Source organism: Flavobacterium myungsuense, assembly GCF_042677265.1.
GTDB lineage: Bacteria > Bacteroidota > Bacteroidia > Flavobacteriales > Flavobacteriaceae > Flavobacterium > Flavobacterium myungsuense.
On record NZ_JBHTIZ010000016.1, the window covers coordinates 136,337 to 152,968 of the forward strand.

Genomic DNA, 16,632 nt, shown 5'->3' on the forward strand with positions numbered 1-16,632 from the left:
TTACTTTATGTGTTTTTTGAACAACCAAATTTTTAAATTAATCTGATTTGATAGACTTAAATTTTATTACTCGTTTTCGGACAGAAACTAAATACGATAAAAGCAATAAAAACGCAAAGGCTTCTTATTTGAATCGGATTCGATGGGCGGTATCTCTATTTTATTGTGCAATGGGCTTAACTTTTGCTTCATGGGCTAGTAGAATTCCAGATTTAAAAACGGCACTTCATTTAACAGACGGTGATTTAGGAACCATTCTCTTTGCTTTGCCATTGGGACAGTTAATTGTGATGCCTTTTTCAGGTAAATTAGTCACTCGATTTAGTAGCTATAATGTTTTAATTTTTTCACTATTACTATATGTTTTTAGTCTAACAAATATAGGTTTAGCAACTCAGCCTTGGCATCTCGCTTTAGGGTTATTCTTGTTTGGAATGTTTGCTAATCTTTCTAACATAGCTGTAAATACGCAAGGAGTATATACTGAATTGCTTTTTAAAAGAACTATTATGGGTTCTTTTCACGGAGCATGGAGTATTGCAGGGTTTTCAGGAGCAATTCTTGGATTAGGAATGATAGCATTAGGTTTATCGCCTTATATCCATTTTTTAATAATTGCTGCAATTGCCTTACTTTTAATTGCTTTTAACTATCGTTTTCTGATTCGTACTAAAGATAAAATCAAGCCTGAAAGTAAAAAGTTTTTCTCAAAACCAGATAAAAATCTTATTTGGCTAGGCGTAATAGGATTTTGTTGCATGGCCAGCGAAGGAGTAATGTTTGATTGGAGTGGTATTTATTTTAAAGATGTAGTTAAAGTTCAAGGATCATTGGTGGTTTTAGGTTATGCTTCCTATATGATTATGATGGCTAGCGGACGATTTTTAGGAGATGTATTCATTCAGAAATTTGGAAGAATATTAGTGATTCAAATCAGTGGTTTAATGATATCTATTGGTTTATTTGTTGCTGTGATTTTTCCATATATTGTTCCATGTACATTGTCTTTTATGGTTGTTGGATTAGGCGTTTCGGCTATAGTACCTACCGTTTACAGCCTAGCCGGTAAAAATCCTTCAGTACCACCAGGCGAAGCACTTACTATAGTATCAAGTGTGAGTTTTTTAGGGTTTTTAATGGGACCACCCGTTATTGGCTATATAGCCGAATGGTTTGGTTTGCGATATTCATTTGCCTTTATAGGCATTTTTGGATTTATAATTGCCATTATGGTTTCTAGAATTAAAGCAATTGCTTAATTTAATTTTTAATAAAATGTAGTTGTTTCACACCCAAATTTGTTTTGGTTTTAATAAAATAAACGCCATTAGCAAATTCAGAAATATCCCATGATTTCTCGGTTGTAGATTCTTTTATTTTCTGAGCCATAATGTTGTAGAACTCTGTTTTTTCGATGTTAACTCCATGCGGTAAATGAAGTTCAATTATATCTTTTGCAGGAACAGGATATAAAGTTATAGCATTATTTAAATCAAAAGCGTCAACTTCTAAACTCGAAATATTGCTCTTAGAAATAATATCCTTTTTAGGGTCAAATTGTACTTCAGTAACCGTAAAAGGAACATCAACAACAAATACCTGCCCATTGGTTTTATGATCTAAGATTACATCTTTTTGCTCTCCATTTACACCAATTAATCGAATTGGAACATTCATTTCAAAAAATGAAACCGATGGATGCGATTGCGTTTGATTGATTGTAATTTCAGCCTTTCCTAGCGCAATATTTTTAGAGTTAATAGAATATGAAGGATACCCTTGATTGTATACCCAATCGTTAAAAAACTCAGTTAAATCTGTTCCTGAAACTGCTTCAAGATGCCTTTTTAAATCAGGAGTTTTGGCATATCCATACGCCAAATCAGGGTCGTTTAAATAATTTTTTAAGGCTTGATAGAAATTGGTCGTGCCTAATTTTAATCGGAGCATGTTCAAAACCATAGCGCCTTTGCGATAGCTTAATCGACTACTAAATATTCGATTCACGTCAGCAGCTTCATCATTATTTAAATAAACTGAACCGTCATTAACAGCCGTAATGCTATTAATCATGTTGTTTTTGTCAGAAATAAATGCTACTTCACCATCAAAATGTTCTATGGCTAAAGAAGCCAAATAAGTAGCAAATCCCTCGTTCAGCCAAATGTCATTCCAAGAGCCACAAGTTACTTTGTCTCCAAACCATTGATGCGCTAACTCGTGAGCAATCAAACTGCGACTAAAATTTCCCATAAAACTAACTGTAGTATGTTCCATTCCGCCACCCCAGCCAAATTGAGCGTGACCATATTTCTCCTTTCTAAAAGGATAGGGTGTAACTATCAATTCGAAAAAATCAATAAGCAAAGGCGTTTGATCTAAATTAGTCAAATTAGCATTTAATGCTTCTGGATACAAATAATTAACTATTGGAAACTGATTGGGAGCTTTTCCGGCTTGTTGGGTATAAATACTGTAGTTAGTAACAGCAATAGCAATGAGGTAAGCAGGAATAGGATAGCCGTGACGAAAACGAGTCGTTTTGGTTCCGTCGCTGTTGATTTTTTGTGATTGTTCTATTCCATTCGAAACCGAAACATAACTTGAAGGAGCGGTTATAAAAACATCAATACTATCTACTTTATCATTTAAATCTTGTTTACAAGGCCACCATTCTAATGCTCCAAAAGGCTCAGATAGCGTCCATAAAACAGGAGTCGAATTGTGTTGACTGGTAATAAAAGAACCAAATCCAGAAGTAGGAGGAATCCCAGAATAGGTAATACTTACCGAATCAAGAACATTTTCATTTTGTTGTATAGGCAAATTAATAATCAATTCATTGCTGCTACTTCTTGTAAAAGTTAAATTTACATTTCTTCTTTTAACACTGCTTACGACTAATTCATTGGCCAAGTCAAAGGTTACCGAATTTAAATTTTGCTTTGCAATATATTTTGTAGTGACTTCGCCATCAATATATTGTACTGAAGGATCAACTTTTAAGCGCAAGCGATGATATACAATATCATAATTTTCAGTATTGGGATTGGTAACAAAAGACATTCTTTTTAGCGCCGATTTTTTCTCATTTTTTACAATGGCATCAAAATCATTCTCAGAATCCTGAGCATAGATTAATGTAAAAGAAAGCAGTAAAAAAAATAGCGCTAATTTTTTCATCAAGTAGAAGGTTTCTGCGAATTTAACTAATATTTGAATATCTAAATGTTAATTAAGACGTAAAGAGCAAATAATGCGTTCCATTTCATGCATTTATAGGATACTCAACTTTTTTCTTTTGCTGGTTTTAATAAAAAGGAATTCCTTAAATTTGCCCACATTAAAAAATAAGAACATGTTACAAATTGCATTTATTAGAGAAAACCAAGAAAAAGTAATAAAAGCTTTGGCTAAAAGAAATATCGATGCCACATCGATAGTAGCCGAGGTGATACAACTGGATGAAAAACGACGTGCGACTCAAGTAGAGTTAGACACTATTTTATCTGAATCTAATAAATTATCTGCATCCATTGGCGATTTGATGAAAAGCGGCGAAAAAGAAAAAGCGACAATTTTAAAACAAAAAACAGTTCAATTAAAAGAAAAAAGCAAAGAATTAGCCGAAAAAGCGGATGCTTTTGCTAATGAATTGACTCAAAAATTATATACACTACCCAACCTTCCAGCTGATAGTGTTCCCGAAGGAAAAACACCTGAAGAAAACCTAACTATTTTTCAAGAAGGTACTATTCCAGTTTTACACGAAGGAGCACAACCACATTGGGAATTGGTAAAAAAATATGATATTATTGATTTTGAATTGGGTGTAAAAATTACTGGTGCTGGATTTCCAGTATACAAAGGCAAAGGAGCAAGATTACAACGCGCCTTGATTAATTATTTTTTAGACAAAAATACCGCAGCAGGGTACAATGAAGTACAAGTGCCCCATTTGGTCAATGAAGCTTCGGGATACGGAACAGGTCAATTGCCAGACAAAGAAGGGCAAATGTATCATTCAACCATTGATGATTTGTATTTAATTCCTACGGCAGAAGTTCCTGTCACTAATTTATTTCGTGATGTTATTTTAAACGAAAATGAATTACCGGTTTTATACACTGCTTATACACCATGTTTCAGAAGAGAAGCGGGTTCATACGGTGCTCACGTGCGCGGATTGAATCGTTTGCATCAATTTGATAAAGTAGAAATTGTTCGTGTGGAGCATCCTGAAAAATCCTATGAAGCGCTAGAAGGTATGGTAGAACACGTAAAAAATATTTTGCAAGAACTAAAATTACCGTATCGAATTTTGCGTTTGTGTGGAGGTGATATGGGGTTCACATCGGCATTGACTTATGACTTTGAAGTCTTTTCGACAGCTCAAGATCGTTGGTTAGAAATCAGTTCGGTATCTAATTTCGAAACCTTTCAAGCCAATCGTTTGAAATTGCGTTTCAAGGACAAAGACGGAAAAAATCAGTTGGCGCATACGCTTAACGGAAGTTCATTGGCCTTACCGAGAGTGTTAGCGGGTATTTTAGAAAATTATCAAACCCCAGAAGGAATTGTAATTCCTGAGGTATTGAGAAGTTATTGTGGGTTTGATATAATCAATTAAAAAGTTAATCTTTTTAAAACCATGTACTAATTTATCACAAAAGTGTTACTTTAGTACATTGTCGTTTTTATCTAAATAAATGAAAAAACTTTTTCTACATATAGCCTTGTTTTTCTCTCTAATCGTTTTTTCTCAAAACGAGCAATTGGCGCAGAATTATTTTGACAAAGGCGATTTCGAAAAAGCAAAAATAAGTTACGAAGAATTATTAAAATCGCAATCGGGAAATGGAAATTATTTTCAAAAAATAATTGATTGTTACCAGCAATTACAACAATATGCACTTGCCGAAAAATCCATTCAAGATCGATTAAACAAATACAATCAAGCCAGCCTTTTGGTAGAATTGGGGTATAATTATCAGGTACAAAAAAACGAAAGCAACGCCAAGAAATATTACGATTTAGCATTAGATAGAATTAAGAAAAACCCAAACGAAGTATACGGAGTTGCAGCTACTTTCGAGCGAAAGGCATTGGTAAATTATGCTTTACAATCCTATGAATTGGCAATTGTATTAGAACCTAATTTTAATTTCAACTATCAAATGGCCATGCTTTACGGTCAGATGGGCAATACTGAAATGATGATTGAAAAATTCCTGACTGAAGCCTACGCCAATCCACAAAATTCTATCATGATTCAAAATCAATTGTCTCGTTTCATGACTGAAGATGCGAATCTGACTTTCAATGAAACTCTTCGAAAAGCTTTGTTAATAAGAGCTCAGAAGAATCAGGATGTTTTTTGGAATGAATATTTGAGCTGGTTTTATGTGCAACAAAAAGAATATGGAAAAGCATTTATTCAAGAAAAAGCCATTTACAAAAGAAATCCCGAGACATTTTCTAATATTGTAAATTTAGCACAATTGGCTAAAGAAGAAAACGAATTAGAAACCGCAAAAGAAATTTTGACTTTTGTTTTAGAAAATACTAAGGATTTGGAGTTGTTGATTCAGGCGCATACTTTTTTAATTCAAATGCGAATAGAAGCAGCAAAGGAAGTAGACTATAAAGCCATTGAAACTGATCTTGAATTAGTAGTAAAAGAGTTTGGTATATCACCCTATTCTCTTTCATTGCAAATTCTTCAATCCCATTTTCTTACTTTTAATTTAAAACGTCCTGAGCAAGGAAAAATCATCCTCAAAAACGCTTTAGAATTGCCTTTAAGCGAATATGAAAAAGCAGATATCAAAATGGAATTAGCAGATATTTTGCTTTTTGAAGAAAAATTCAATCAAGCATTAATCTATTATTCTCAAATTGAAGAAGATTTAAAAAATGATGTTATAGGTCATGAAGCTAGTTTGAAAGCGGCTAAAACCAGTTATTTTAAAACTGATTTTGAATGGGCTCAAAAACAGTTTGCGGCACTCAAATCGGCTTCTAGCCAATTGATAGCCAACGATGCACTCGAATACTTTCTTTTAATTAATGACAATACCGTTGCCGACTCGACTCAAACAGCTTTGAAGCGTTTTGCTCATGCTGATTATTTGTTATACCAAAATAAAACTACAGAAGCTTTAGCTGAATTTCAGTCAATTCTAAATAGTTTCAAAGGTAAAGACATAGAAAGTGTAACCTTGTTTCGATTAGGAAAAGTTTACGAAAAACAAGGTGACTTTCTTTCGGCTTTAAGCCAATATCAAGAAATTATTAAACATCACAGTAACGGAATTTACATTGATGAAGCGTATTATTTTTCGGCTGAAATTTACAATAAGCAAATCAAAGACATTGAGAAAGCTAAGTCGTTATACGAACAAATTATTTTTCATCACGAGGATAGTATTTATTTTACAGATTCGAGGAAAAAATACCGACAATTACGAGGCGACACCAACTTATAAAAAGTGTAGAAGGTTTAGAAATGAGTTAAAAGTTTAGCTAATAACTTTCCTAAACCTTCTAAACCTTAAACCTTCTAAATTAAAAAAAAATGATTATATACAATGTAACAACTAATATACAGGAGAGCGTTCATGACCAATGGTTAACTTGGATGCAGGAAAAACATATACCAGATGTTCTTTCAACGGGTAAGTTTACTTCGGCTAGAATGGTTCGAGTGCTTATTGAAGAAGAAATGGGCGGAATGACTTATGCGGTTCAGTATGCTACAAAAAGCAAAGAGTTGTTACAAAAATATTATAAAGAAGACGCACCAAGGTTGCAAGAAGAAGCTATGAAATTATTTGCCGACAAAGCACTTTCTTTCCGAACGGAACTTGAATATGTAAGTGAACATTATTCGTTAGCGAGTGCTCAGTAATTTCTAAAAAAGTCCAAATTCTAAACAATAAATGAGATTGCCTCTCACCTCGCAATAACCATGGAAAAAGTAAAAGCCAAAAAACATCTCGGACAACATTTTCTTAAAGATGAAAGTATCGCTAAGGATATTGCTGATACCTTAAATCTTGAAGGCTATGATGATGTCTTAGAAATAGGGCCAGGAATGGGCGTGCTCACCAAGTATTTATTAGACAAGCCTATTATTACTTATGTTATTGAAATTGATACAGAGTCGGTTACCTATTTAGAGGAGAATTATCCTAAATTAAAGGATAAAATTATTTCTAAAGATTTTTTGAAATACAATATCAACGAAATTTTTGAGGGCAAGCAATTTGCTATTATTGGAAATTTCCCCTATAACATTTCTACTCAAATTGTTTTTCGAGCATTAGAATATCGCAACCAAATTCCAGAGTTTGCCGGCATGTTTCAAAAAGAAGTAGCGGAAAGAATTTGCGAAAAAAAAGGAAGTAAAACCTACGGAATTCTGTCGGTTTTGGCGCAAGCATTTTACGATGCGGAGTATTTGTTTACGGTAGATGAAAATGTATTTATTCCGCCCCCAAAAGTAAAATCGGGCGTATTGCGTTTGCGCAGAAAAGAAAATTACAGTTTGCCTTGTGGCGAAAAATTATTTTTTACTATCGTTAAAACTGCCTTTCAACAAAGAAGAAAAACGTTGCGTAACAGTTTAAAAACATTAAATTTATCTGATAATTTAAGAGAAGATAGTATCTTTGACCTCAGACCAGAACAATTGTCTGTAGAACAATTTATAGGATTGACAAAAAAAATAGAAGCCGATGGAGTTTAAAATCAGCAAAGAACTAATTCAACAATTAGAGCAATTGATTCAAAATAAAGACGACCAGCAATTGGAAGTCTTATTGAATGATTTGCACCATGCTGATATTGCCGAAATCCTAGATGAACTTGATTTTGACGAAGCAACTTATATTTTTAAAGTTTTAGATAGCGAAAAAACAGCCGAAATCCTTCTGGAATTAGAAGACGATTTACGGGAAAATATTTTAAGTCGACTCTCACCAAAAGAAATTGCAGAAGAACTCGATGAGCTAGAAACCAATGATGCTGCCGATATTATTGCCGAACTTTCTAAAGATAGAAAAGAAGAAGTAATTTCTGAACTTCAAGATGTAGAACATGCCAAGGACATCGTCGAATTACTTCGTTATGATGAAGATACCGCAGGAGGAATCATGCACAAAGAATTAGTGAAAGTCAACGAAAACTGGAACGTTCTTACTTGTGTTAAGGAAATGCGAATTCAGGCCGAAAATATTTCTAGAGTACATTCTATTTACGTGGTAGACGATGAAGATAGGCTTAAAGGACGTTTGTCATTAAAAGATTTATTGACAACCTCAACCAAAACACCAATAAGTGAAGTCTATATTCGAAAATTAAATTATGTTAAAGTAGATACGGAAGACGTAGAAGTGGCACGTATCATGCAAAAATACGATTTAGAAGCCATTCCTGTAACCGACGAGCTTGGACGATTAGTGGGAAGAATTACCATTGATGATATCGTAGATGTAATAAAAGACGAAGCCGATAAAGATTATCAATTAGCGGCGGGTATCTCTCAAGACGTAGAAGCCGATGATAGTATTTTCGAATTAACCCGAGCCCGATTACCGTGGTTGGTTTTAGCTTTACTTGGCGGTTTTATAACCGTTAAGGTTTTAGGTTTGTTTGAAGGCGCCATGCTAGAACACGGGAAACTGTTCTTTTTTACACCACTTATTGCGGCGATGGCAGGTAATGTTGGCGTACAATCGTCAGCAATTATTGTTCAAGGTTTGGCAAACGATACTTTGAGTGGCTCCTTATTTAATCGATTAATTAAGGAAGTTTCGCTAAGTCTTTTAAACGGATTAATTTTGGCAACGATATTGTTTTTAGGCAGTCATTTTTTGTTAAATGTTGAAGTAATTATAGGTATTATCGTAACCATTGCCTTGGTTTCAGTAATTATTATTGCCTCTTTAATAGGGACATTTATTCCATTGTTGCTCGATAAATTTGGAATTGATCCAGCATTAGCTACAGGGCCATTTATTACAACAAGCAATGATATTTGTGGAATTTTAATTTACTTTTCGATTGCCAAATTAATTTTAGGATTTTAAATTTTTAAACATGAACGTACATATTATAGGAGGAGGAAATCTCGGAGTTGCTATAGCTTTAGGAATTGCAAAATATGCTAAAGGCAATCAAGTAACTATAACCAGAAGAAACACGGCAAGTATTTTACATTTAGAACAATTGGGCGTTACTGTTTCTACAGACAACAAACACGGAATTCAAGAGGCAGATATAATTATTCTAACTATAAAACCGTATCAAATAGATACCGTTTTAAACGAAATTTTACCTGTAATTTCCAATAAAGTAATTGCTTCTGCTGTAAGTGGAGTGTCAATCGAAAATTTACAGAAAAAGATAGGCAATTCAAACAGTGCCGTTCGAATCATGCCTAATATTGCTGCTCAATTCGGCGCCTCAGCCACTTGTGTAGCGTTTCAAGAGCAACATAAAGAGAAAGCTCAAAACGTAGTCGCTCTTTTTCAAGATTTAGGTACAGCACCTATCATTGACGAAAAATTAATGGATGCAGCCACAGTTTTGGCAGCCAGCGGAACAGCTTTTGCCTTACGTTACATTCGTGCTTCTATGCAAGCCGGAATAGAAATAGGATTTGATTGGCAAACCGCCTTGGCGATTTCTGCTCAAACCGTAAAAGGTGCTGCCGAAATGATTATGGAAGAAAACATACACCCAGAACAATTAATAGACCGAGTTACCACGCCACAAGGCTGTACTATTGCAGGTTTGAGCGAAATGGAAACTCACGGATTCAGTTCTTCATTAGTTCGCGGAATTAAAGCGGCCTTAAAGAAAATCAAAGGATAAAATAAATTTATAGCCATTTTAAATCATTAAGAAATTTAAGATTTATTAAGTTTAGTTGTTTGTGCACCTTGAAAAATAATTGTTTATTAATTAAATTTAAGTTTTGTTAAGTTAAAATTTGTTTTAGATTAGCTATTTACACCTTTGCTTAACTTTCTTAATGGTTTGAAAAAAATTCAATTTTCACAACATTTGCTATAGAACCAATATTGTTAATCTTGATTCAAAAATCAATACCTTGAAAACACCAATAAAAATCCTCCACATCGACAGCAATCATCCATTACTTTGGGACCAATTGCAAGAGGCTGGATTTGTGAATCATGAAGATTTCACTTCCTCTAAAGAGGAAATAGAAGCTAAAATTTATGACTACCAAGGAATTGTTATTCGGAGTCGATTTAAAATTGATAAAACTTTTATAGATAAAGCTATCAATTTGCAATTTATAGCTAGAGTAGGTGCTGGTTTAGAAAGTATCGATTGTGATTATGCCATAAGTAAAAACATACAACTTATTGCCGCACCAGAAGGCAATAGCAATGCCGTTGGCGAGCATGCATTGGGAATGCTATTGTCGCTTTTTAATAATTTAAATCAAGCCCATAGCGAAATCAAGTCAGGACAATGGAATCGTGAAAGCAATCGAGGTCATGAACTAAATGGAAAAACTGTTGGAATCATTGGTTATGGCAATATGGGAAAAGCATTTGCAAAAAAACTTCGAGGCTTTGATGTTGAAGTTTTGTGTTATGATATTCTAGAACATGTTGGCGATGCCAATGCCAAACAAGTTTCTTTACACCAATTACAAGAAAAAGCCGATGTCCTAAGTCTTCATATTCCTTGGACACCTGAAACGGATAAAATGGTAAATACTGCTTTCATCAATGCTTTTGCAAAACCGTTTTGGCTCATAAATACGTCACGTGGGAAAAATGTAGTCACTTCTGATTTAGTTGTTGCTTTACAATCTAAAAAAATTCTAGGAGCTGGTTTAGATGTTTTAGAATACGAGAAACTTTCGTTTGAAAGCCTTTTTCAAGATGCCGAAACTCCAGCTGCTTTACAATATCTTTTAAAAGCGAATAATGTTATCCTTACTCCACATATCGCGGGCTGGACATTTGAAAGCCATGAGAAATTAGCGCAGGTTATTGTGGATAAAATTAAAGGAATGTATTTTTAAACTTCTAGTAATCAATTATTCCAATATTTTCTTATTTTTATAACATCAAAAAATAAAAATAATGGAAAATTCAAAAACAGAACATTGGAATGCACCACAACAAAACTTTCAGCCAGAAAATAAAAAAGTAGTTGCAGGAGTTTTAGCAATTTTATTAGGTTCTTTAGGAATACACAAGTTTATTCTTGGCTATACTACTGAAGGAATTATCCAAATTGTGTTAAGCATCATTACTTGCGGAATAGCAGGAATAGTTCCTTTTATAGAAGGAATCATTTATTTAACAAAAACGGATGAGGAGTTTTATAATACCTATCAACTCAATAAAAGAGGTTGGTTTTAAAGCTACTACTGTTCTTTTTCAGATAATTTACGTTCCAGTTCCGCTTGAAATTCTTCCATTACAGGTTTCATCGTGCTTTCGGGTATGTCGGCAATGCGAATGTACATCAAGCCGTCGATGGCGTTATTGAATAGAGGGTCTACATTAAAAGCAACGACTCTCGCATTTTGTTTGATGTATTTTTTTATCAAAACGGGTAAGCGTAAACTTCCTGGTTCGAGTTCGTCTATGATTTTGTCGAATTTGTTTAAATCGGATTCCGCTTCATCAAAAATAAAATCCTTATCGGCATCTTTCAATTTTACTTTATATTCTTTTTTAGGGTGAATATATTGGGCAATGTAAGGATCGTAATAATTTGATTTCATAAATTCAATCATTAACGATTTCGAAAAATCAGAAAATTGATTGCTAATACTTACACCACCAAGCAAAAATTTATGCTCAGGATAGCGTAAAGTAGTGTGAATAATTCCTTTCCAAAGCAAGAAAAGTGGCATTGGTTTTTGTTGGTATTCTTTAGTAATAAAAGCGCGCCCCATTTCGATCGATTTGTGCATCATGTCATGCAATTCAGGTTCAAATCTAAAAAGATCATTCAAATAAAAACCTTCAATGCCGAATTTCGGAAATATTTTAGCTCCCAATCCCATTCTATAAGCCCCTGCAATTTTTTTGGTATCATCGTCCCATAAAAACATATGGTGGTAATATTGATCAAACTTATCCAAATCGATAGATTCATTCGTGCCTTCTCCCACTTCTCGAAATGTAATTTCTCGTAATCGCCCAATTTCGTGAAGAATATTAGGAATTTTAGAGGCGTCAGTGAAAAAAACTTCGTAGTTTTTGCTTTGTAATAATCTAGAATCAGAACTTCGCAAAAGCGCTATTTCATGAATCATATTGTCAATATTAGCCGCAGTAACAATTTTTTTTGGATTTTTAGGAAAACTTAAATTGGGAGTTGTTAGTAGCTTGCTTTCCTTTTCAAAAGGATTGGCAAGCATATAGGTTTTCTTTCTTAAAAATTCCGAATAGTCTTCTATAGATTTGTATTCGTTTTGTTCATTTACAGAAATAGGTTTTCCTACACGAACTTTTATAACCCTATGTTTTTGACTAAAGACTTCAGAAGGTAATTTTGCCGTACGAAGTGTTCCTCCAATTTTAGAAAGCAAATAAAACAACCGGCTGTTTTTAGCATGAAAATAAATAGGAACTACAGGAACTTGTGCTTTTCTAATTACTTTTATTGCTCCTTCCTCCCAAGGTTTGTCAACCATTAATTTCCCGTCTTTGTAGGTTGAAACTTCTCCTGCGGGAAACATACCTAAGGGTTTTCCGTCACTTAAATGGCGAAGGGTTTCCTTAATTCCAACCACACTAGATTTAGCATCTTTGTGATTCTCGAAAGGATTAACGGGCATGATATATTTTTTCAGAGGTTCAATTCTGTGCAGCAAAAAATTAGCAATTATTTTAAAATTAGGTTCTCTTTCTAACATTAATTTAAGCAGCAAAACCCCATCAATTCCACCTAAAGGATGGTTGGATATGGTAATATAAGCACCTTCTTTAGGCAAACGCTTTAAATCTTCTTCAGGAATCTCGAATTTTATTTGTAAATCTTCTAGAATACCATTCAAAAAGTTAACATCTTCTAAATGTTTGTTGCGGTCGTATACTTTGTTTAACGTTGAAATCTTTAAAACCTTCATCAATAACCAACCCGAAAAAGTTCCTAAAACTCCGTATTTATCAGTGTTTATTGCTTTTGCAACTTCTTTAGCGGTAACTAAACCCATCTCGTTTTTTGTTTAAAGTACGATGAACAAAGATAGAAAAAAACTCCATTAACCAACTATTGCAAAATTTGATTTTTATGTGTTTTTTATAACCAATGCTTTTCATTTTTTATTACTTTTGGTTCACAAAAAAATAATAATGAGAATTATTTCGTACAACGTTAACGGAATTCGGGCAGCAATTTCTAAAGGCTTTATTGATTGGCTGCTACATGCAAACCCAGATGTAATTTGTCTGCAAGAAATTAAAGCGACTCCAGAACAAATCCCAACTTTAGACTTTGAACTTGCAGGGTATCCCTATCATTATTGGTTTCCAGCAACAAAAAAAGGATATAGTGGCGTTGCTATTTTGTCAAAAGTAAAGCCTAATAATGTAGTTTTTGGAACAGGAATTGATCACATGGATTTTGAAGGTAGAAATCTTCGCATTGACTTTGACGATTTTTCGGTTATGAGTTTGTATTTGCCTTCAGGAACAAATATTGAGCGATTGGATCATAAATTTATGTTTATGGATGATTTTCAGAATTATATAAATGAATTAAAAAAAGAAATTCCGAATCTCATCATTTGTGGCGATTACAATATTTGCCATGAAGCAATAGACATTCACGATCCTGTTAGAAATAAAACAGTTTCAGGATTTTTACCAGAAGAACGTTCATGGTTAGACGGTTTTTTAAAATCAGGGTTCATCGATAGTTTTAGATTGTTGAATAAAAATCCGCATCACTATACATGGTGGAGTTATCGGGCAGGAGCAAGAGGAAATAATAAAGGTTGGCGAATAGATTATTGTTTGGTTAGCGAGTCATTGAAAGATAGGATTAGCAGAGCTTTTATTTTATCAGAAGCCAAACATTCAGATCATTGTCCGACAGTTGTAGAAATAGATTAATTAAAATAATAAATTAAATAAAATGATAAAAAAAATAGTTTTAGGAGCTGTTGTAATTGCATTAACGGTTTCCTGTGTTTCTAAAAAAGTGTACAACGAATTAGAAAATAAGTATTCCGATTTAAAAAAGGAAAACAGACGACTTTTAGATGATGGAGAAGATTGCATAAAAGCAAAAAACGAACTCGATCTAGCTAATACAACACTAAAATCGGAATTGGATAAGACCAAATCTGAACGTGATAAATTGCTATCTGACTTTAATTCAGCAGATAAAAATTTAAAAACTTTGCAAGCTTCCTACAACGCATTAGAAAAAAACAGCGACGAAGCATTAGCAGCGAATATGAACAAAAATCGAGAGTTGTTATCGCAATTAGAAGCAAAACAAAAAGCACTTGCTACAGAACAAGACCGTTTTAATAAATTAAAAGGCGATTTACAAGCCAAATCCGAGCGACTTGCAGAACTAGAAGCTTTGATGGCGGCTAAAGAAGCGAGTATGCAAAAACTAAAAGAGACATTGTCGAAAGCGTTGAATAGTTTTGAAGGAAAAGGATTGACTGTGCAACAAAAAAACGGAAAAGTGTATGTTTCAATGGAAAACAAATTATTATTCAGTTCAGGAAGTTGGGCCGTGGGAGCAGAAGGTCGCAGAGCCGTTGTAGAAGTAGGAAAAGTGCTTGGTGCAAATCCTGATATTTCGGTACTTATAGAAGGGCATACAGATGATGACGCCTATGGCGGTTCAGGACCAATTGCAGATAACTGGGATTTATCTACCAAAAGAGCAACGGCAATTGTAACTATTTTAGGAGAAAACAAAAGCATCAACAAGCAAAATCTTACCGCTGCTGGTAGAAGCGAGTATGCCCCTTTGGCTAGTAATTCTACTGCTGATGGAAAAGCAAAAAACAGAAGAATTGAAATTATTCTTACTCCTAGATTAGATGAAATTTCTAAGATGTTGAATGAATTGTAATTCTAGAAATTAGGAATTTCAATATTTAAAAATCATATAAGACAACCTTTGTTGTTACAAAACAATACATTAAAGTACCCGAATGAAATACAACACATTACCCAATACCGATATTAAAGTAAGTAAAATTTGCCTAGGCACGATGACTTTTGGCGAACAAAATACCGAAGCCGAAGGCCATGCTCAAATGGATTTTGCGTTAGATAAAGGCATTAATTTTTTTGATACAGCCGAAATGTACTCAGTTCCAGGAAGAAAAGAAACTTACGGAAGTACAGAGAAAATAATAGGAACGTGGTTTAAAAAATCAGGAAATAGAGATAAAGTTATTTTAGCGTCTAAAATCGCTGGGCCTAATCCTGGTTTGGGGTACATAAGAGAAAACATGGATTTTTCTCCAGCAAGTATTGCCCTATCCATAGAGAAAAGTTTAACCCGTCTGCAAACCGATTATATCGATTTGTATCAATTGCATTGGCCAGAGCGAAAAACTAATTTTTTTGGGCAACGTGGTTTTAAGGTACAAGATGATGGGTGGGAAGATAATATTCATTCCGTTCTAGAAACTTTAGAAAGTTTTATAAAACAAGGTAAAATAAATCATATTGGGGTTTCTAATGAAACGCCTTGGGGTATTATGCGTTTCTTAGAGGAAAGTAAATACCACAATTTGCCGAGCATAAAAACCATTCAAAATCCGTATTCTTTACTCAACAGACTTTTTGAAAATGGTTCTTCTGAAATTTGTATGCGAGATAATGTTGGTTTGTTAGCCTATTCTCCGTTAGCTTTTGGGTTGTTATCCGGTAAATTTTTATCCGGTGCAAGTCATCTAAAAGCAAGAATTACATTGTTTCCTCAATTTTCGAGATACAACAGTACACAATGCGCTGAAGCTACAAAACAGTATCAAGAGATTGCTCATAAAAACGGATTGTCATTAACTCAAATGGCTTTAGCGTTTGTAAACCAACAACCTTTTGTTACCAGTAATATCATTGGAGCTACCAATTTAGAACAATTAGAAGAAAACATTAATTCGATTCATGTTACGCTTACAGATGAAATAATTCGGGATATAAATGCTATTCATAATACAATTCCTGATCCAGCACCATAGAAATCTTAATCAAAATATAGGCTTGAAATGTAATTTTAGTTGAATGCCTTTCAAGCCAATATGTTAATTACAAATTCCCAATTCTCTTGTCTTTAGGATACTTAAACTTGTAGGCCAATCTTATTTTCTTGGTTTCATTTGGATTTAAATCTAAATCCCAAGTTAGAATTCCAGTTTCTGTATTCACTTTTGTTTTGTAAGTTTCTAGTAATTCCTCATCAATTTCTTTATCAGGGCTAACTGAACATTGGTCTTTCAACAACATTTGAAAAGACTCATTTTTGTTATTTTTTACTGTAATATCTAAGGTAAAAGTTTACTTCATATAAAGATACTGTACAAAAAAAGTGTGTAAAGTTAAAAATTTGTAATTTTAAATTACTAACGATAAACTTACAGACTAATGAACT

Annotated in this window: 15 protein-coding genes; 12 read left to right on the forward strand and 3 right to left on the reverse strand. The window is 33.8% G+C overall.

Annotation, left to right across the window (positions count from 1 at the left end):
- The first annotated feature begins 47 nt into the window (after positions 1-47).
- The gene (locus ACFQ0S_RS07095) at positions 48-1,259 is read left to right on the forward strand and encodes an MFS transporter (RefSeq protein WP_379759547.1); all 1,212 of its coding nucleotides are present in this window, start codon (positions 48-50) and stop codon (positions 1,257-1,259) included.
- A 1-nt stretch (position 1,260) separates the two neighbouring features.
- Here the strand turns inward: ACFQ0S_RS07095 and ACFQ0S_RS07100 are convergent, their stop codons facing one another.
- Complete coding sequence (locus tag ACFQ0S_RS07100) at positions 1,261-3,183, reverse strand: M1 family aminopeptidase (RefSeq protein ID WP_379759545.1); 1,923 nt, start codon at positions 3,181-3,183, stop codon at positions 1,261-1,263.
- A 175-nt stretch (positions 3,184-3,358) separates the two neighbouring features.
- Between ACFQ0S_RS07100 and serS the strand changes: the two genes are divergently transcribed.
- The 8 genes from serS (at position 3,359) to ACFQ0S_RS07140 (ending at position 11,411) form a co-directional block, all read left to right on the forward strand.
- Positions 3,359-4,630 carry a serine--tRNA ligase gene (serS, locus tag ACFQ0S_RS07105; protein ID WP_379759542.1) on the forward strand — a complete coding sequence of 424 codons (1,272 nt, stop codon included), beginning with the start codon at positions 3,359-3,361 and terminating at the stop codon, positions 4,628-4,630.
- A 79-nt stretch (positions 4,631-4,709) separates the two neighbouring features.
- Positions 4,710-6,488: a tetratricopeptide repeat protein gene (locus ACFQ0S_RS07110; RefSeq protein WP_379759539.1), complete on the forward strand. Its 1,779-nt coding sequence runs from the start codon at positions 4,710-4,712 to the stop codon at positions 6,486-6,488.
- 89 nt (positions 6,489-6,577) lie between these two features.
- Positions 6,578-6,910, forward strand: a complete 333-nt coding sequence (locus ACFQ0S_RS07115; RefSeq protein ID WP_379759536.1) for a DUF4286 family protein — start codon at positions 6,578-6,580, stop codon at positions 6,908-6,910.
- A gap of 60 nt (positions 6,911-6,970) precedes the next feature.
- Positions 6,971-7,750 carry a 16S rRNA (adenine(1518)-N(6)/adenine(1519)-N(6))-dimethyltransferase RsmA gene (rsmA, locus tag ACFQ0S_RS07120; protein WP_379759533.1) on the forward strand — a complete coding sequence of 260 codons (780 nt, stop codon included), beginning with the start codon at positions 6,971-6,973 and terminating at the stop codon, positions 7,748-7,750.
- The gene (gene mgtE, locus ACFQ0S_RS07125; protein WP_379759530.1) at positions 7,740-9,092 is read left to right on the forward strand and encodes a magnesium transporter; all 1,353 of its coding nucleotides are present in this window, start codon (positions 7,740-7,742) and stop codon (positions 9,090-9,092) included. The genes rsmA and mgtE overlap by 11 nt, the downstream gene beginning before the upstream one ends.
- A 10-nt stretch (positions 9,093-9,102) precedes the next feature.
- On the forward strand, positions 9,103-9,879 hold the full coding sequence (gene proC, locus ACFQ0S_RS07130) for a pyrroline-5-carboxylate reductase (RefSeq protein ID WP_379759527.1): 777 nt from the start codon (positions 9,103-9,105) through the stop codon (positions 9,877-9,879).
- A gap of 238 nt (positions 9,880-10,117) precedes the next feature.
- Positions 10,118-11,068 (forward strand): 2-hydroxyacid dehydrogenase, encoded by a 951-nt coding sequence (locus ACFQ0S_RS07135; protein WP_379759524.1) that lies wholly within the window; start codon positions 10,118-10,120, stop codon positions 11,066-11,068.
- A 61-nt stretch (positions 11,069-11,129) separates the two neighbouring features.
- Entirely contained in the window at positions 11,130-11,411 is a 282-nt protein-coding gene (locus ACFQ0S_RS07140) for a TM2 domain-containing protein (RefSeq protein WP_379759521.1), read from the forward strand.
- A 5-nt stretch (positions 11,412-11,416) separates the two neighbouring features.
- On the opposite strand, the gene ACFQ0S_RS07145 is transcribed toward ACFQ0S_RS07140, so the two are convergent.
- Positions 11,417-13,219, reverse strand: coding sequence for a GNAT family N-acyltransferase (locus tag ACFQ0S_RS07145; RefSeq protein ID WP_379759518.1), 1,803 nt, complete (start codon positions 13,217-13,219; stop codon positions 11,417-11,419).
- A 139-nt stretch (positions 13,220-13,358) separates the two neighbouring features.
- On the opposite strand from ACFQ0S_RS07145, the gene ACFQ0S_RS07150 reads away from it, so the two are divergent.
- From ACFQ0S_RS07150 to ACFQ0S_RS07160, 3 genes are all read left to right on the forward strand, one after another.
- A complete protein-coding gene (locus ACFQ0S_RS07150) occupies positions 13,359-14,120 on the forward strand; it encodes an exodeoxyribonuclease III (protein WP_379759515.1) in 762 nt (253 codons plus the stop codon).
- A 22-nt stretch (positions 14,121-14,142) separates the two neighbouring features.
- Positions 14,143-15,102 carry an OmpA/MotB family protein gene (locus ACFQ0S_RS07155; RefSeq protein ID WP_379759512.1) on the forward strand — a complete coding sequence of 320 codons (960 nt, stop codon included), beginning with the start codon at positions 14,143-14,145 and terminating at the stop codon, positions 15,100-15,102.
- 82 nt (positions 15,103-15,184) lie between these two features.
- Positions 15,185-16,222 carry an NADP(H)-dependent aldo-keto reductase gene (locus ACFQ0S_RS07160; RefSeq protein WP_379759509.1) on the forward strand — a complete coding sequence of 346 codons (1,038 nt, stop codon included), beginning with the start codon at positions 15,185-15,187 and terminating at the stop codon, positions 16,220-16,222.
- 67 nt (positions 16,223-16,289) lie between these two features.
- On the opposite strand, the gene ACFQ0S_RS07165 is transcribed toward ACFQ0S_RS07160, so the two are convergent.
- The gene (locus ACFQ0S_RS07165; RefSeq protein ID WP_379759922.1) at positions 16,290-16,523 is read right to left on the reverse strand and encodes a DUF4139 domain-containing protein; all 234 of its coding nucleotides are present in this window, start codon (positions 16,521-16,523) and stop codon (positions 16,290-16,292) included.
- Between the last annotated feature and the right edge of the window lie 109 nt (positions 16,524-16,632).

What these genes read in the sequence shown, in the direction of transcription:
- ACFQ0S_RS07100 (WP_379759545.1), bottom strand. Translation starts at nt 3,183, where the DNA reads ATGAAAAAATTAGCGCTATTTTTTTTACTGCTTTCTTTTACATTAATC.
- serS (WP_379759542.1), top strand. Translation starts at nt 3,359, where the DNA reads ATGTTACAAATTGCATTTATTAGAGAAAACCAAGAAAAAGTAATAAAA.
- ACFQ0S_RS07110 (WP_379759539.1), top strand. Translation starts at nt 4,710, where the DNA reads ATGAAAAAACTTTTTCTACATATAGCCTTGTTTTTCTCTCTAATCGTT.
- ACFQ0S_RS07115 (WP_379759536.1), top strand. Translation starts at nt 6,578, where the DNA reads ATGATTATATACAATGTAACAACTAATATACAGGAGAGCGTTCATGAC.
- rsmA (WP_379759533.1), top strand. Translation starts at nt 6,971, where the DNA reads ATGGAAAAAGTAAAAGCCAAAAAACATCTCGGACAACATTTTCTTAAA.
- mgtE (WP_379759530.1), top strand. Translation starts at nt 7,740, where the DNA reads ATGGAGTTTAAAATCAGCAAAGAACTAATTCAACAATTAGAGCAATTG.
- proC (WP_379759527.1), top strand. Translation starts at nt 9,103, where the DNA reads ATGAACGTACATATTATAGGAGGAGGAAATCTCGGAGTTGCTATAGCT.
- ACFQ0S_RS07140 (WP_379759521.1), top strand. Translation starts at nt 11,130, where the DNA reads ATGGAAAATTCAAAAACAGAACATTGGAATGCACCACAACAAAACTTT.
- ACFQ0S_RS07145 (WP_379759518.1), bottom strand. Translation starts at nt 13,219, where the DNA reads ATGGGTTTAGTTACCGCTAAAGAAGTTGCAAAAGCAATAAACACTGAT.
- ACFQ0S_RS07150 (WP_379759515.1), top strand. Translation starts at nt 13,359, where the DNA reads ATGAGAATTATTTCGTACAACGTTAACGGAATTCGGGCAGCAATTTCT.
- ACFQ0S_RS07155 (WP_379759512.1), top strand. Translation starts at nt 14,143, where the DNA reads ATGATAAAAAAAATAGTTTTAGGAGCTGTTGTAATTGCATTAACGGTT.
- ACFQ0S_RS07160 (WP_379759509.1), top strand. Translation starts at nt 15,185, where the DNA reads ATGAAATACAACACATTACCCAATACCGATATTAAAGTAAGTAAAATT.